The organism is Burkholderia sp. Bp8998 (assembly GCF_003854235.1).
Lineage (GTDB): Bacteria > Pseudomonadota > Gammaproteobacteria > Burkholderiales > Burkholderiaceae > Burkholderia.
In genome coordinates this window covers 136,218-151,642 of the sequence record NZ_QTQF01000004.1, presented here as the reverse complement: position 1 = coordinate 151,642, position 15,425 = coordinate 136,218, and the positions used below count along the sequence as shown (strand labels likewise).

The 15,425-nt window shown below is 68.0% G+C and carries 15 protein-coding genes; 5 read left to right on the top strand and 10 right to left on the bottom strand.

Going from position 1 to position 15,425, the window contains the following annotated elements; genetic code table 11:
* The first annotated feature begins 13 nt into the window (after window positions 1-13).
* Window positions 14-1,051, top strand: coding sequence for a hydrolase (locus DIE06_RS07045; protein WP_124660775.1), 1,038 nt, complete (start codon window positions 14-16; stop codon window positions 1,049-1,051).
* Entirely contained in the window at window positions 1,044-1,655 is a 612-nt protein-coding gene (locus DIE06_RS07040) for a DUF2946 family protein (protein ID WP_124660774.1), read from the top strand. The genes DIE06_RS07045 and DIE06_RS07040 overlap by 8 nt, the downstream gene beginning before the upstream one ends.
* 33 nt (window positions 1,656-1,688) lie before the next feature.
* Here DIE06_RS07040 and DIE06_RS07035 read toward each other — a convergent pair whose 3' ends face one another.
* Window positions 1,689-3,383: a M48 family metalloprotease gene (locus tag DIE06_RS07035; protein ID WP_124660773.1), complete on the bottom strand. Its 1,695-nt coding sequence runs from the start codon at window positions 3,381-3,383 to the stop codon at window positions 1,689-1,691.
* 274 nt (window positions 3,384-3,657) lie between these two features.
* Between DIE06_RS07035 and moaC the strand changes: the two genes are divergently transcribed.
* Together moaC and DIE06_RS07020 are read left to right on the top strand one after the other, a co-directional pair.
* On the top strand, window positions 3,658-4,146 hold the full coding sequence (gene moaC, locus DIE06_RS07025; protein ID WP_124660771.1) for a cyclic pyranopterin monophosphate synthase MoaC: 489 nt from the start codon (window positions 3,658-3,660) through the stop codon (window positions 4,144-4,146).
* A 90-nt stretch (window positions 4,147-4,236) separates the two neighbouring features.
* Window positions 4,237-5,442 (top strand): hypothetical protein, encoded by a 1,206-nt coding sequence (locus DIE06_RS07020; protein ID WP_124660770.1) that lies wholly within the window; start codon window positions 4,237-4,239, stop codon window positions 5,440-5,442.
* 97 nt (window positions 5,443-5,539) lie between these two features.
* On the opposite strand, the gene DIE06_RS07015 is transcribed toward DIE06_RS07020, so the two are convergent.
* The 9 genes from DIE06_RS07015 to recA all read right to left on the bottom strand — a co-directional run bounded on the left by DIE06_RS07015 (window position 5,540) and on the right by recA (window position 14,495).
* Window positions 5,540-5,890: a TonB family protein gene (locus DIE06_RS07015; protein WP_124660769.1), complete on the bottom strand. Its 351-nt coding sequence runs from the start codon at window positions 5,888-5,890 to the stop codon at window positions 5,540-5,542.
* A 215-nt stretch (window positions 5,891-6,105) separates the two neighbouring features.
* Complete coding sequence (locus DIE06_RS07010) at window positions 6,106-7,884, bottom strand: Wzy polymerase domain-containing protein (protein WP_124660768.1); 1,779 nt, start codon at window positions 7,882-7,884, stop codon at window positions 6,106-6,108.
* Between the two features lie 171 nt (window positions 7,885-8,055).
* Window positions 8,056-8,652, bottom strand: coding sequence for a pilin (locus DIE06_RS07005; protein ID WP_124660767.1), 597 nt, complete (start codon window positions 8,650-8,652; stop codon window positions 8,056-8,058).
* Window positions 8,653-8,749: 97 nt separating this feature from the next.
* On the bottom strand, window positions 8,750-9,454 hold the full coding sequence (locus tag DIE06_RS07000; RefSeq protein ID WP_124660766.1) for a TerC family protein: 705 nt from the start codon (window positions 9,452-9,454) through the stop codon (window positions 8,750-8,752).
* Window positions 9,455-9,614: 160 nt separating this feature from the next.
* Window positions 9,615-10,496 (bottom strand): succinate--CoA ligase subunit alpha, encoded by an 882-nt coding sequence (sucD, locus tag DIE06_RS06995; RefSeq protein ID WP_072442724.1) that lies wholly within the window; start codon window positions 10,494-10,496, stop codon window positions 9,615-9,617.
* Window positions 10,497-10,565: 69 nt separating this feature from the next.
* Window positions 10,566-11,732, bottom strand: a complete 1,167-nt coding sequence (gene sucC, locus DIE06_RS06990; RefSeq protein ID WP_006755512.1) for an ADP-forming succinate--CoA ligase subunit beta — start codon at window positions 11,730-11,732, stop codon at window positions 10,566-10,568.
* Between the two features lie 68 nt (window positions 11,733-11,800).
* Window positions 11,801-12,409 (bottom strand): DUF2889 domain-containing protein, encoded by a 609-nt coding sequence (locus DIE06_RS06985; protein WP_124660765.1) that lies wholly within the window; start codon window positions 12,407-12,409, stop codon window positions 11,801-11,803.
* Window positions 12,410-12,555: 146 nt separating this feature from the next.
* Window positions 12,556-13,422: a recombination regulator RecX gene (gene recX / locus DIE06_RS06980; RefSeq protein ID WP_124660764.1), complete on the bottom strand. Its 867-nt coding sequence runs from the start codon at window positions 13,420-13,422 to the stop codon at window positions 12,556-12,558.
* On the bottom strand, window positions 13,422-14,495 hold the full coding sequence (gene recA, locus DIE06_RS06975) for a recombinase RecA (RefSeq protein ID WP_059523447.1): 1,074 nt from the start codon (window positions 14,493-14,495) through the stop codon (window positions 13,422-13,424). Before recA ends, recX begins: the two co-directional genes overlap by 1 nt.
* A 190-nt stretch (window positions 14,496-14,685) precedes the next feature.
* Here recA and DIE06_RS06970 point away from each other — a divergent pair, with 190 nt between their 5' ends.
* Window positions 14,686-15,414 (top strand): response regulator transcription factor, encoded by a 729-nt coding sequence (locus tag DIE06_RS06970; RefSeq protein WP_124660763.1) that lies wholly within the window; start codon window positions 14,686-14,688, stop codon window positions 15,412-15,414.
* Window positions 15,415-15,425 lie beyond the last annotated feature (11 nt).

Sequence of the window (15,425 nt, the reverse complement as noted above, 5' to 3'; positions counted from 1 at the left end):
TAGCGGGGCGATCATGAGTACGGCTTCTCCGCCCACCTCGCCGCTGACCGGGGCCCCGGCCCCCGACGACGATTCACTGCGCTATCGCGCACCGCGCTGGCTGCCGAACAGCCATGCCCAAACCATCGTGCCCGCGCTGTTCGCACGGCGTCCGGCGGTCGCGTACCGACGGGAGCGATGGGAAACCCCCGACCACGACTTCATCGATCTCGACTGGGTCGCGCATCTCGACAGTGCCGCGCCGCCGCCCGATGCGCCGCTGTTCGTGCTGTTCCACGGCCTCGAAGGCAGTTCCGGCTCGCACTACGCGCTGGCGATGATGGCCACCGCGCGCGCGAAGGGCTGGCACGCGGTCGTCCCGCACTTTCGCAGCTGCAGCGGCGAGCTCAACCGGCAGCCGCGCTTCTACCATCTCGCCGACAGCGCCGAGGTCGACTGGATCCTGCGCCGGCTCGCCGCGCAGCATCGCGGGCCGGTCGTCGCGGCCGGCGTGTCGCTCGGCGGCAACGTGCTGCTGCGCTGGCTCGGCGAGCACCGCAGCGACACATCGATCGTGCACGCCGCCGCCGCGATCTCGACGCCGATCGACGTGCATGCGGGCGGCCGCGCGCTGTCGCAGGGCTTCGCGATGGTCTATACGCGCAGCTTCCTGAAGACGCTGAAGCGCAAGGCGCTCGCGAAGCTCGACCAGTATCCGGGGCTGTTCGACCGCGACGCGATGCTGCAGGCCGTGACGATGCGCGATTTCGACGAGGTCGTGACCGCACCGCTGCACGGCTTCGCGGACGCCGACGACTACTGGACGCAGGCCACGACGCGCCCGCTGCTGCCCGCGATCGACGTGCCCACACTGATCCTCAACGCCCGCAACGATCCGTTCCTGCCCGAGTCCGCGCTGCCGAGCGCCGCCGACGTGTCGCCGGCCGTCGAGCTCGACCAGCCCGAAGCCGGCGGCCATGCGGGATTCATGACCGGGCCGTTCCCCGGGCGCCTCGACTGGCTGTCGGCGCGGGTGTTCGGCTATTGCTCGAAATTCGTCGACCATGGATGACATCGTCCGGCAGGCCCTCGCCAAGTGGCCGAACGTGCCGCACTGCACCGGCTGGCTGCTGCTCGACCGGCGCGGCGAGTGGCGGCTGCGCGACGACGCCGCGCAGGCCGCCGGCGAGCTCGGCTCGCCGGTCCGGCATGCGGCGCTGAACGCGTTCATCGGCCGCAACTACGAATGCGACGCGCACGGCCAGTGGTTCTTCCAGAACGGGCCGCAGCGCGTGTACGTCGAGCTCGCCTATACGCCGTGGGTCGTGCGCCTGGCCGAACGCGACGGGCAGCTCACGCTGGCCGACCAGACCGGTGCACCATTCGAGCCGGACGCCGCGTGGCTCGACGATGCGGGCGGCGTGCTGTTTCGCGCGGCCGGCACGCCGCCGCGTATCGCGGCGCTGCACGACCACGACCTCGGCCTGTTCGCCGATCACGCGGACTTCGACGCGACGCCGCCCGTGCTGCGCTGGCGCGACGGGTGCACGCTGCCGCTCGGCACGCTCGCCTGTGCCGACGTGCCGGCGACGTTCGGCTTCATCGCGAGCCCCGCGCAACGGGCGCGCAGACCATCGGACGCGTCGGATGATGGTACCGGCAGCGCCGAAGGCTGACGCGCAACCACGGCCCTGCCCGGCTGACGGCGATCATCCGCGGCCGTTCTTCTCGTCCTCGCGCTCTTCCTTGTAGCGCGCCTCGAATTCCAGCAGCCGCGCGCCGATGATCGACTGATCGTAGAACGACACGTCCTTCGCGTCGCGCGCCTCCTTCAGCTGGCGAATCGCCGACGGCCACGCGCCGTCGAGCGCCAGCTTCTCCGCGAGCGCACGGCGCCGCGCGAGTACGTCGCCCTTGCCGTCGCTCGCCTTCGCGAGATAGTCCCACCAGTCCGGCTGCTCGGGATCCGCTTGCGCCTGCGTGCGCGCAAGCGCCTGCGCCTCGGTGAAGCGGCGCGCGGCGATCAGCGCCTGCAGGTGCGCGACGATCGCCGCGTGCGACGCCGGCCAGCGCCGCTGCGCGAGCGCCGCGAGCCGCACCGCGTCGTCGGTCCGACCCGCGCGGCGGGCGATGTCCGCGGCGAGCACGTCGAGGCTCGGCGAACTCGCCGCCGGATCGTCCGCGTGCCGCTCGCTCGCGTCGAACGCGGCATGCGCCGACGCGAGCGCCCTGTCGGCCGCGTCGTACTGACCAAGCAGCGTGTTCGCGAGCGCGATCCCGTACTCGTTCGCCGCGACGTTGGGCGCGGTGCGATCGTCGATCTCGAGCTGCATCCGGCGCGCCTCGGCCGCGATGTCGTTCGGCGCGCGGTTCTGCAGAATGCGCAGCCGTGCACGCACGAAGCCGTATTCGGCCGACTGGCGCGGCTGCCGGTACGGCGCGCGGCGCGCGCGATCCTCCATGTCGGCGATCCGCTCACCCGTCAGCGGGTGCGTGCGCGCATAGGCCGGCACGCCCGCGTCGCCCATCGACGCGCGCTCGAGTCGTTCGAAAAAGCCCGGCATCCCGTACGGGTCGTAGCCGGCGCCCGCGAGCAGCTGGAATCCGACGCGATCGGCCTCGCGCTCGGCCGACCGCGAGAACCGCAGCTGGTTGTCGACCGCGTACGCCTGCCCGCCCATCGCGATCGCGCTGCCGAGATCGCCGCTGCGCGCGAGCACACCGGCCAGCACGCCGAGCAGCATCGTCGCGAGCGCCGTGTAGCCGGTCTTTTCGTTCGCGCCGATCATTCGCGCGATGTGCCGCTGCAGCACGTGGCCCATCTCGTGACCGACCACCGATGCAAGTTCGGATTCCGTCTGCGTCGTGACGACCAGCCCGCTGTTGATCCCGATGAAGCCGCCCGGCATCGAAAATGCGTTGATCTGCGGGTCGCGCACGGGGAACAGGTCGAAGTCCGGCATGTAGCCGCCGATGTAGCGCGCGGCGGCCGCGGCAGCGAGCCGTGCCGCCATCGCGTTCAGGTAGTCGCGCACGAGCCAGTCGTCCAGATAGTCCGGGTCGCGCCGCACCTCGCGCATCACGCGCTCGCCGAGACGGCGCTCGGCCCGCGGCGTCAGCGAACCGCCGGAGCCGTCGCCGAGGTCGGGCAGTTCCAGCGCACGCAGCGGCGCGCGCAAGTTCGCGACGGGTGCGGACGCGCCATCGGTGCCGGAGAACCGGCTTTCCGCGCCACCGTAGGTGCCGAATACGCCGGTCGCGATGCCGGACGGCACCGTGGAAATCGACGGCGAGGCGCCGGCCGCCGGCTCGAGCGGCAGCGCGGACGCGCGCTGCGCATGGCCGCTCGGCGGCACCACGAGCGCCACCGACAACAACACCGCAAGCAACTGTTTGACACGCATGGCAAGCTGAAAGCGACGCCGTCCCGCGCACGCGGCGCGGATCGCGGCGTTTGGTCTGAATATTCGGGTCATTGTACCGGTGCGATCGCGACTGTCCCGTGCGACGGATGCGCCTCCTGCGCCCTTGGCGTCGCGGATGCCACTGCTATGATAGGCGCCCGTTGAAACGTTGCATCGGATCGGGAAGCGAAGACCGGATTCAACGCCCCGGCCGATCGTGAAGCAGGATCGAGGAACGTGCTCGCGCGCGCCCTCCGTTCCACTGGAGCATGACATGTCAGGACTTACCCATTTCGACGCCGCCGGCCACGCGCACATGGTCGACGTCGGCGGCAAGCAGGAAACGCAACGCATCGCGATCGCGCGCGGCACGATCCGGATGCTGCCGGCAACGTTCGCGCTGATCCGCGACGGCAAGGCGAAGAAAGGCGACGTGCTCGGTGTCGCGCGTATTGCCGCGATTCAAGGGGCTAAGCGCACGGCCGACCTGATTCCGCTGTGTCACCCGCTCGCGCTGACGCGCGTGGCCGTCGACTTCGAACTCGACGACGCACTGCCGGGCGTGCACTGCGTCGCGCAGGTCGAGACGTTCGGGCGGACCGGCGTCGAGATGGAAGCGCTGACGGCGGTGCAGGTCGGGCTGCTGACCGTGTACGACATGTGCAAGGCGGTCGACCGCGGGATGGTGATCACCGACGTAAGCGTGCGCGAGAAGCGCGGCGGGAAGTCGGGGGACTGGAAGGCGGAGGACACTGCCGACTGAAGCACGCCTGTCCCGGGGCAGTTCGGGGGAATCGTCGGCCGTAACGATTCCCCGTTTCGAACCATAGAAAATCAGAAGAACAAGTCATCGATGAAGAAGACGCTGAAGTACGGTGCGCCGATGCTGTGCGCACTGTTCACGCTGCCGGCCACGAGCTTCGCCGCCAGCCCCTGCCCGGCAGCCGACTCCGCCGCGCGCGCGGCGCTCGACGCGCAACACCGCGTACAGCAAGTCCGCAACCCGCAAGGCGATGGCGGCGGCACTGTCGATGTGTCCCCGCCTTTGCGCGACGCGCTTCGCGCATACAGGCAGGCGCTCGTCGGGGCGATCGACGCACGGCTCGCATGCAGCGACGAACACGTCGAACCGGCTGCGCTGAAACGCATACTTGCCGCAACGCTCGGCGTGCCTGCTCAACCTGCCCAGCCGAAATCCGGCGAATCGGCGTTCGGCCGCAACCCGGACGTCGACGTCGCGCGCGACGGCACGTCCCGCCCGCTGCTCTTCGTGCGCGCCGGCTTCGACATCGCGTGCGGCGACGACAACCTGCTCACGGCCTATGCATGGGAAACCGGCGGCTGGCGGCGCGTGCTGCGCTGGCAGGCCGACGACTACAAGGACATCGGCGGCGCCTACGGCGGCGGCTTCTGGTTCGGCGCGTTGCCCGGCGGCCAGGTCGCGGTTGTCCACGGCACGCCGTGGTGCTCGTCGCGCTGGAGCCGGTTCGGTGCCGACGTGGTCGCACCGGCAAATGGCACGGCCGCGCAACGCACACTGTTCCACACGGAGCACGGCTACGTGATCGACGACGATGCGATCCGCTTCAAGGTGCGCGCCGACGGTTTCGAGCTGCGCACGACGGTCGGCTCGCTCGACAGCGACGTGATGACGCGGCCGGGCATCTTCCGCTATCGCGTCGACGGCGACACCGTGCAACGCGTGCAGCCGGTGGCAGCCAACGGTCGCGATTTCGTCGACGAATGGTTGAAGGTGGACGACGCGCTCGCGCGCGAATGGAGCGAACCGGCGGCCGCTGCCGCAGCGCTGAAAGCCCGGCAGGCATTCAATGCGGAAAGCAAGGCGCCCGACACTGGGTTCGCGTACGGTCCGGTACGCGGCTGCTCGGACAGCAGGGACCGCTTCCAGGTCGAACTGGATCTGACCGGCAAGGATGGCAACACGGCGGCGCGGCGCTACGCGCTGATCCGCCAGGAGCGCAACGGGTTCACGATGCTCGGGCTGCGCAAGGCGGCCGAGCCGGCGTGCCACGGCGCGAACCTGATGCCGCGGCACTGAACCTCGGCCGCACGCCGTAGCGGCACGGCGGCGCCGGAGAGGAGACGACGGCAAGTGGCGGGCGCGACACGGCATGACCGGCCGCGCCGGCCGCCCGTCATTCTGCGCGTCGCGGCTCGAACACGAATGGCTGCGTGAGCAGGAACGGATTCGCGGTCGCGCCGGTCTGCGCGCAAGTCGCATGCGTCATCGCATCGACGGCCGCGCGGTCGGCCGCCGCGTTGCGGCTGCTCGTCGTCACGGTGACGTTCTGCGCTTCGCCCGAGGTCGTCATCAACGCGCGCACGAGCACGGTGACGGGACGTGTGAGCGGCTTCGCGCTATCCGGATAGACGGCACGCGGAATGTGGCAGGTCAGCTTGCTTTCCTGCGACGACGACAGCATCGCGCAGCCGGACAACAGCACGGCGATGGCAGGCAGGATCAGGATGGTCGAGCGAAGGGCCATGGTCGAATATCGTTCTTCAGTACTGTTCGCGCATTGTGCACGCGCCACCTCGCGCGTGGCGGCGATTTGACAATGGTTGACGCGAATCGCGGCGGATTCGGCAGGCATCCATTCCCCGCGGGAAGCAATCGCCGCACCGTCCCGGCCCGCCATCGCTCCCCTGCCTCACCGCAATCCGGCCAGCGCCGGGATTCCCCGCCCGGCGCCGTGCGGCGTCACTCCGAATCGTCGTCCGATTCGTCGTCGGCCGCGTCGGCCGGGACCTCCCCGTACTTCGCGACGACCGCAGCCTTGAACGCCTTCAGCGCCGGCTGTTGGTCGCACAGCTTGTACAGCGACGCCAATTGCTGCGGCCAGTCCTTCAACTCCTTTGCAAACACATGCAGGCGCGCGACCGTATCGAGTGCGTCGGCTTCGCGGCCGGCCAGCGCCTGCAGCGCCGCATAGCGGCGCAGCACCGTCTCGCCGGGCAGCAGCGCGATCGCGCGCTCGTGGGCGACGAGCTTGAGCGGCAGGTTGTCCGGCGAGATCGTCAGCAGCGTCGCCGCCCCGTAATCGCCCCACGCGCCGAACAGCAGCGACGGCGCAGCGCGGTACTGCGCGGCCGGATCGCTGCCGTAATACAGCACTTCCGCGCGCTGGTAGTCGCGCAGCACGGGCACCGCCGCCAGCACACCGCCGACCGACAGCACCGCGAACAGCCCGAATGCCGCGCGGCCCGGCAGGATGCGCAGCGGCTTCACGTCGAGCAGGCCGATCACGAACATCGCCGGCAGCAGGAAGAACATGTACTGCTGCGGATATTCGACGAGCGCATGCATCAGCAGGATGCCGATCAGCGCGAGGCCGAACACACGCGTGCTCGACTGCGGCGCGCGCACCGCGCGCACGAACCACGTCACGAGCGCAATGACGAGCACGCCGAGGCCGACGAGGCCGGACTTCGCGAGCAGGTCGATGAAGATGTCGTGCGAGTTGTTCGCGATCTCGACACCGCCGAGCATGCGCACGAGCGCGAACTGGTGCGACGGGAATTCGCCCCAGCCGACGCCGAGCAACGGATGCTCGCGGAACATCGCGAGCCCGTACTTCCACAGCGCGAGGCGCGGCGCGATCTGCCCCGCGTCGCGCATCCGGTCGGCCGCCGACTCGGCGAGCCCCAGATGGAAGTGCACGTTGGCCCAGCGCACCGCGACGTTCACCGCGACGAAGGCCACCGCGAGCGCGACCGGCATCAGCCATGCGCGGCGGTTGCCCGGCGCGCGACGCGACTCGAGCCATGCCATCCAGAAGCCCGCGACGACCAGCACCGCGACCTGCAGCCACGGGCCGCGCGACACCGTCAGCGCGAGCCCGACGGACAGCACGATCGACAACACAAGCCACGCCCATGCCGCGAGCCGGCGCGTCTGCGCCAGATACAGCGCGCCCGCGAGCGCGAACGCGATGTAGGTCGCCAGGTGGTTCGCCTGCGCCATGTTGCCGTACGGACGGCGATCGACCGCGATGTTGTACATCACGACGAACGGCGACACCGCGGATTCGAAATGGAACAACTGCACGATCTGGCTCGCGACCGCGAGCAAGCCGCCAAGGATCAACGCGCCGGCCATCATTTGCGTGGCGGCTTCGGCGAGCCCCTCGCGCGCGAGCGTGTAGCCGGCCTGCATCGCGACCAGCGCGGCGGCCAGATAGCCGACCGCCAGCCAGTTCATCGACGGCACCTTCAGCGGCATCAGCGCGACCTGCGCGATCAGCACCGCCGCGAACCCGAGCGGCGCGACGAACGCGGCCGGCGCGGCGAACGGCTCGGCCGGGCGGCCCGTGCGGGCGAGCAGGACGACGGAGAGCCCCACCAGCAGATACAGCACCAGCGCGGCGAACTCGGAATAGAAGGTCGGGATCGGATACGTGTGATTCGTGATCGAGTACGGCACGATCAGGGCGACAGCCAGCGCAACGAGCGGCAACGAACGGGAAAAAGTAGAAGGCATGAGCGAACCGGATGTCAGCAACCGGCGCACTATACAAAACTTTCCCCGCTCTGTGCGGTCCCGTCGCACCGTCACCCGATGCGGCGGGACCGGCGGGACCGGCGGGACCGGCCGGCACGGCGGGCGCCGTGCCGCACACGCGGCCCCGCGCTCGCCGGCCTGCCCCCGACACTACGCGCGGCATTCCGCCGGCGCATATTTCGCGGGCAACGTCGCAGCCTCCGCCGGCAGCGGACCCGCGCCCGGCGCCGGGAGCGACGACGCTGCCTTGCCGGCGGCAAAGCACTCCCATGTGATCGCACCGGCCTGCATCGCGCCCTGTTTCAGCGGCACGCGTGCGGTCGGCGTGTCCGCGTTGTCCGGCGCGGACGGCACCAGAACGAGCGTGTTCGTACCGGCTGCGGCGACGCGGGCGCTGAACGCCACCGTGATCTGGCCCGTGTCGCCGTCGATGACGACGGATTCGACGTTGCGGGTGGCGGCCGGCGGGCTGTAGCCGCCGTCGAGGCTCGCGCCGCTCGCGGCGTTGTCGGCAACCGCGAGCCGCGCGGACGACGCGAGCGCGAGCCCCTCGCCGACGCGCGAGCGCGCGAGGTAATCCTGGTACGCGGGAATCGCATAGGCCGCGATCACGCCGACGATCGCGAGCACGATCATCAGCTCGATCAGCGTGAAGCCGGCCGGCCGCCAGCGCGGCACCGGCCGGCGCGCGCGCCGCAGATCGGCGGCGAGGCGACGGAACAGGGAAACGGAAAAGGCTTCGAACATGACGGGCTCCGGAAACGAAAAACGCCTGCCGAATCAGGCAGGCGTTTCGATCGTAGCCAGCGGGCCGCGGTCCCGGCAGTCGGCCGGACGGCCAACGTCAATGCGCGTGCGGGACGCCGCGGCGGCGGCGCAGCGCGTAACCGGCGGCGACGACGAACACCGCACCGGCAATGCTCGCGCCGTAGATCGCGGCCGACGTATCGAGCACCGGCCAGCGGTCGCCGACCGGGTCGTGCACCATCAGCCCGCCGGCGATCCAGCCCAGCAGCCCGGCGCCGAGCGCGACGACGATCGGGAACCGGTCGAGCAGCTTCAGCACCAGCGTGCTGCCCCACACGATGATCGGCACGCTGACGACCAGCCCGAAGATCACCAGCGCCAGCCGGTGCGACGGATCGGCCTGCTCGGCCGCGCCGGCGATCGCGATCACGTTGTCGAGGCTCATCACGGCGTCGGCGATCACGATCGTCTTCACCGCGTCCCACAGCCGGTCGGCCGGCTTCACGTTATCGTGCGCATCGGCGTCCGGCGCCATCAGCTTGATGCCGATCCACAGCAGCAGCAGGCCGCCGCCGAACTTCAGGAACGGCACGTCGAGCAGCACGACCGCGAACGCGATCAGCGCGACGCGCAGCAGGATCGCGCCGGCCGTGCCCCACACGACGCCGCGCAGCCGCTGGTTGGCCGGCAGGTTGCGGCACGCGAGCGCGATCACGACCGCGTTGTCGCCGCCGAGCAGGATGTCGATGATGACGATCTGGAACACGGCGCCCCAGTGCAGCGACGTCAGGAATTCAAGCATGAGTGGATATGGAGGTGCGGGGCAACGACTGTCCGACAGGCGACCCGGTTCATCGCCGGCACATGCATCGCGCATGCCCGGTGCTTACAAATTCATTGCGCGAGCATAACAAAAAACGCCGGCAGAGCCGGCGTTTTTTGCAGGACGAACCACGCGAAAATTACAGCGCCTTCTTCAGCAGACGGCCCATTTCCGACGGGTTGCGCGTGACGGTGATGCCACACGCTTCCATGATTTCCAGCTTCGCTTCGGCCGTATCCGCACCGCCCGAGATCAGCGCGCCGGCGTGGCCCATGCGCTTGCCCGGGGGCGCCGTGACGCCAGCGATGAAGCCGACCACCGGCTTCTTCATGTTGTCCTTGATCCACTCGGCTGCATTGGCTTCGTCCGGACCGCCGATTTCGCCGATCATCACGACCGCATCCGTATCCGGATCGTCGTTGAACATCTTCATCACGTCGATGTGCTTCAGGCCGTTGATCGGGTCGCCGCCGATACCGACTGCCGACGACTGGCCGAGGCCGAGTGCCGTCAACTGCGCCACGGCTTCATACGTCAGCGTGCCCGAACGCGACACGACGCCGATGCGGCCCTTGCGATGGATGTGACCCGGCATGATGCCGATCTTCAGCTCGTCCGGCGTGATCGTGCCCGGGCAGTTCGGCCCGAGCAGCAGCGTCTTGCGGCCTTCGCGGCGCATGCGGTCCTTCACTTCGATCATGTCGCGCACGGGGATGCCTTCCGTGATACAGATCGCGAGATCCAGATCGGCTTCGACCGCTTCCCAGATCGCAGCCGCCGCGCCTGCCGGCGGAACGTAGATGACCGACACGGTCGCGCCGGTTTCTTCCTTCGCTTCCTTGACGCTTGCGTAGATCGGAATGCCTTCGAAATCTTCGCCGGCCTTCTTCGGGTTCACGCCCGCGACGAATGCTTCGCGGCCGTTTGCGTACTCACGGCAGGCGCGCGTATGGAACTGACCGGTTTTGCCGGTAATGCCCTGCGTGATGACCTTCGTGTCCTTGTTGATCAGAATCGACATGTATTTTGACCTCTGTTCGATTGGCGTCGCGTATGAACCGCGCCGCCATGCGTGTTCATTAGCGCGCGCTTACTTGCCTGCGGCAGCCGCGACGACCTTCTGCGCAGCTTCTTCCATGCTGTCCGCCGAGATGATCGGCAGGCCCGAATCGGCCAGCATCTTCTTGCCGAGGTCCTCGTTCGTGCCCTTCATGCGCACGACGAGCGGCACGTTCAGGTTCACGGCCTTCGAACCGGCGATCACGCCTTCCGCGATCACGTCGCAGCGCATGATGCCGCCGAAGATGTTCACGAGGATCGCCTTCAGATCCGGGTTCTTCAGCATCAGCTTGAACGCTTCCGTGACCTTCTCGGTGGTCGCGCCACCGCCGACGTCCAGGAAGTTCGCCGGCTCGCCGCCGAACAGCTTGATCGTGTCCATCGTCGCCATTGCCAGGCCTGCGCCGTTCACGAGACAGCCGATGTTGCCGTCGAGCGAGATGTACGCGAGGTCGAACTTCGACGCTTCGATTTCAGCCGGATCTTCTTCGTCCAGATCGCGGTACGCGACGATTTCCGGGTGGCGGAACAGCGCGTTCGAGTCGAAGTTGAACTTCGCGTCGAGTGCGATGACCTTGCCGTCGCCGGAAACGTTCAGCGGGTTGATTTCAGCCAGCGATGCGTCGGTTTCCCAGAACGCCTTGTACAGGCCTTGCAGGATCGCGCGTGCTTGCGGAATCGAAGCAGCCGGCACGCCGATCTTCGCGGCGAGGTCGTCTGCCTGCGCGTCGAGCAGGCCCGTCGACGGCTCGACGATGACCTTGTGGATCAGTTCCGGGTGCTTTTCGGCGACTTCTTCGATGTCCATGCCGCCTTCGCTCGAACCCATCAGCACGATCTTCTGCGAGATGCGATCGACGACGAGGCTGACATACAGTTCCTGCTTGATATCGGCGCCTTCTTCGATCATCAGGCGGTTGACCTTCTGGCCTTCCGGACCGGTCTGGTGCGTGACGAGCTGCATGCCGAGGATCTGGTTCGCGTATTCGCGAACCTGCTCGATCGACTTCGCCACCTTCACGCCGCCGCCCTTGCCGCGGCCACCTGCGTGAATCTGAGCCTTCACGACCCAAACCGGGCCGCCGAGCTCTTCTGCCACCTTGACGGCCTCGTCAACCGAGAACGCCGGCTTGCCGCGCGGTACCGCGACGCCGAATTTCCGCAGGATTTCCTTACCCTGGTACTCGTGAATCTTCATGCGTGATTCCCTTCAGTCTGAGAGTTGGATGAAATGTCGCTTAAGACGCTTCTTCGAATGATTTCCGTTCATTCCTTCGTGCTGCCCTCGCCGGGCACGTCCGGCCGACTCGCGCCATACCAGCGCGGGTAGTACTGCCGCACGACCTCGCCGTCGAACCGCAATGCGCGGCAGCGGCCGAGCTGGAAAGGCGGCTCGACGTGCTCGCCGCCATGGTCCGGCCCTTCGCCGCCCTCCTCGCGCACGTTCCACACGTCACCGGCGAACGCCTGGATCGCTGCCGTCGGCAGCACGGCGCACAGTTCGGTGAGATGGGAACAGCCTGCGACGCCGGCGAGCAGCCGGTTCGCGTTGCGGCGGAAATTGCGGAAGAGATTGAGCCCGATGAGGGCCCGATAGGCGGGAGGAGCGGATTGACAGTGACCGGGATAGGGAACCCATTCCGAGGACGCTTCGGCGTCGACGACATTGAGGTCACGATCGATAGTCACGCGCAGCCAGAGTTCGTGGATCGGCAGGCCCTGGGGCCGGATGCCCGACGCAAGCGCGACATCGCGCGGCTTGTGGTCGGTCAGGCAGGCTTCGATGTCCCACAAGCCGTCGTCGCGCTCGTAGGCTTCCGCTCGGATTGCGCGTCGATGTCGCAACTGACGGGGCACGGGCTCGGATAGCGGCATGCTGGAGGTTGAGGCCGAAGAGGAAAACCCGTGGATTTTAGCATATCGGGTATTTGAGGCATCCGGCCGCGACGGCGGGTATTCCCGCCTGTCCGGAAACGGTTGCATTGCAGCAAGATCGCGCGCAGCGCGCGCGACCGAACCGCTCAATCGTCGATCGGGAAATCGTCGCCGACCTTCAGCAACTTCACGATGGTTGCACTCGAGAAGCCGCGCGCGGCAAGGAAGCGCGCCTGCTTCGCACGCTCGGCGGGCGTTTGCGGCAGTGCACCGAATTTCTTGCGCCAGACGGCCTGCGCGCGCGTCCACTCGGTCTCGCGCAATTGCGCATTCACCTCCTCGACGAGACTGTCGCCGACCGCATGGCGCTTCAGTTCGCTGACGATGCGCGCGACGCCGACGCGCGATGCGCGGCGATGCACGAGGCTCTCGGCAAAGCGTGCGTCGGACAGCCAGCCTTCCTGTTCCAGCGCATCGAGCACCGGCTCGATCGATTCGTCCTCGCCGACGTACGGTGCGAGCTTGCGCGCGAGTTCGGCACGGCTGTATTCGCGCCGTGACAGATAGCCGAGTGCGCGGCCCTTCAGCGAACGCGGCGGTTTCGACGACTTGCGCTCGGTGGCGCCGGATTCGTCGCCGGCAGCAGCGCTGCCTGAACCGCCGGACGCACGGCGCGTGCGACGCGGATGCTGGCTGCTGCGCGTATACACATCTTCCTTGACCGACGCCGCATCGGCTGCACGCTCGCCCGGGAAGCCGACACCGGACACGCGACGGCGCGACCGGTCATGGGCATCGAACGATTCGTCGTCGTCGAACGGATCGTCCGGTGCGGTGATCTCAAACGAAACGAGGGCATCGTCAGATGCCCTCGTCGCGGTGCGGCTCGCGGCATCGCTGCCTGCGGGCCGCCGGCTGGCGCCTGAGGGTGCTGCCCGCCGGCCGGAGCGACCCGCCGCTTCGGGCGCGTCGCTCTCTTCCGGCCCGCCAGCCTGACCTCGGCGCCCGACCATCACTCTTCTTCGTCCATCGCCTCGGCTTCGTCGTGGCCGGCGCCATCCGGCATGGCGGCAACGCCGAGCGATTCGCGAATGCGGTTCTCGATCTCGCGCGCGATTTCCGGATTCTCGCGCAGGAATTCACGCGCGTTGTCCTTGCCCTGACCGATCTTCTCGCCGTTGTAGCTGTACCAGGCACCCGCCTTGTCGACGATCTTCGCCTGCACGCCGAGATCGATGATCTCGCCCTGACGCGAAATGCCTTCGCCGTACAGGATGTCGAAGATCGCTTCGCGGAACGGCGGCGACACCTTGTTCTTGACGACCTTCACGCGGGTTTCGTTGCCGATCACCTCGTCGTTCTTCTTGATCGAGCCGATCCGGCGGATATCCAGACGCACCGACGAGTAGAACTTGAGCGCGTTGCCGCCCGTCGTGGTTTCCGGGTTGCCGAACATCACGCCGATCTTCATCCGGATCTGGTTGATGAAGATCACGAGGCAGTTCGTGCGCTTGATCGTGCCCGTCAGCTTGCGCAGCGCCTGCGACATCAGGCGAGCCTGCAGGCCCGGCAGCGAATCGCCCATCTCGCCTTCGATTTCGGCCTTCGGCACCAGCGCCGCGACGGAGTCGATGACGATCATGTCGATCGAGCCCGAGCGCACCAGCGCGTCGGTGATTTCGAGTGCCTGCTCGCCAGTGTCCGGCTGCGAGATCAGCAGCTCCGGCACGTTCACGCCGAGCTTCGCTGCATATTGAACGTCGAGCGCGTGCTCGGCGTCGATGAAGGCTGCCGTGCCGCCCAGCTTCTGCAGTTCGGCGATGACCTGCAGTGTGAGCGTGGTTTTACCCGACGATTCCGGACCGTAGATCTCGACCACCCGGCCACGCGGCAGGCCGCCGACGCCGAGCGCGATATCGAGACCCAGCGAGCCCGTGGAGACGACCTGGATGTCCTCGGCCGCTTCGCCGTCGCCCATCCGCATGATCGACCCTTTGCCGAACTGCTTCTCGATCTGCGCGAGTGCGGCCGCCAGCGCCTTGCTCTTCTCGGCGGTCATCCCGGAGCCCTTCTTGCTATCTTCCATGAATCGTCCTTTGCTATGATGAGCAGCGTCTGTCAGAGGCGTGCCCGCTTTCAAGCGCCGCCCACGAATGCAGACACTGTATAAAAAAACAGTGTTTTATGCAAGCCCGCAATGCAGGCTGCGTTGTACACGGATAACTTCGGAGACAGCCGCGCCGGCGTGAACGCCCCGCCGGCCACCGGTCAGCAACATGCGAATTCTCATCGCCGAAGACGACAGCATACTCGCGGACGGCCTCACCCGGTCACTCCGCCAATCGGGCTATGCGGTCGACCACGTGAAGAGCGGCGTCGAGGCCGATACCGCGCTGTCGATGCAGACCTTCGACCTGCTGATCCTCGATCTCGGGCTGCCCAAGATGTCCGGGCTCGACGTGCTGAAGCGCCTGCGCGCGCGCAATTCCAACCTCCCCGTGCTGATCCTGACCGCCGCCGACAGCGTCGACGAGCGCGTGAAGGGGCTCGACCTCGGCGCGGACGACTACATGGCCAAGCCGTTCGCGCTCAACGAGCTCGAGGCGCGCGTGCGCGCGCTGACCCGGCGCGGCGCGGGCGGCGGCCCGACCGTCGTGCGCCACGGCTCGCTCGCGTTCGACCAGGTCGGCCGCATCGCGTATGCGAACGAGCGCGTGCTCGATCTGTCCGCGCGCGAGCTCGGGCTGCTCGAAGTGCTGCTGCAGCGCATCGGCCGGCTCGTGTCGAAGGAGCAGCTCGTCGACCATCTGTGCGAATGGGGCGAGGAAGTCAGCAACAACGCGATCGAAGTGTACGTGCACCGGCTGCGCAAGAAGATCGAGCCGAGCGGCGTGCGGATTTCCACCGTGCGCGGCCTCGGCTACTGCCTCGAGAAAGTCGCGCCCGCGGCGCCGGCCGACTCCGCCGCGCCCCAGCCCGCGGCGGCCGGCACGCCGCTGCGCTGAAACCGGCCGTC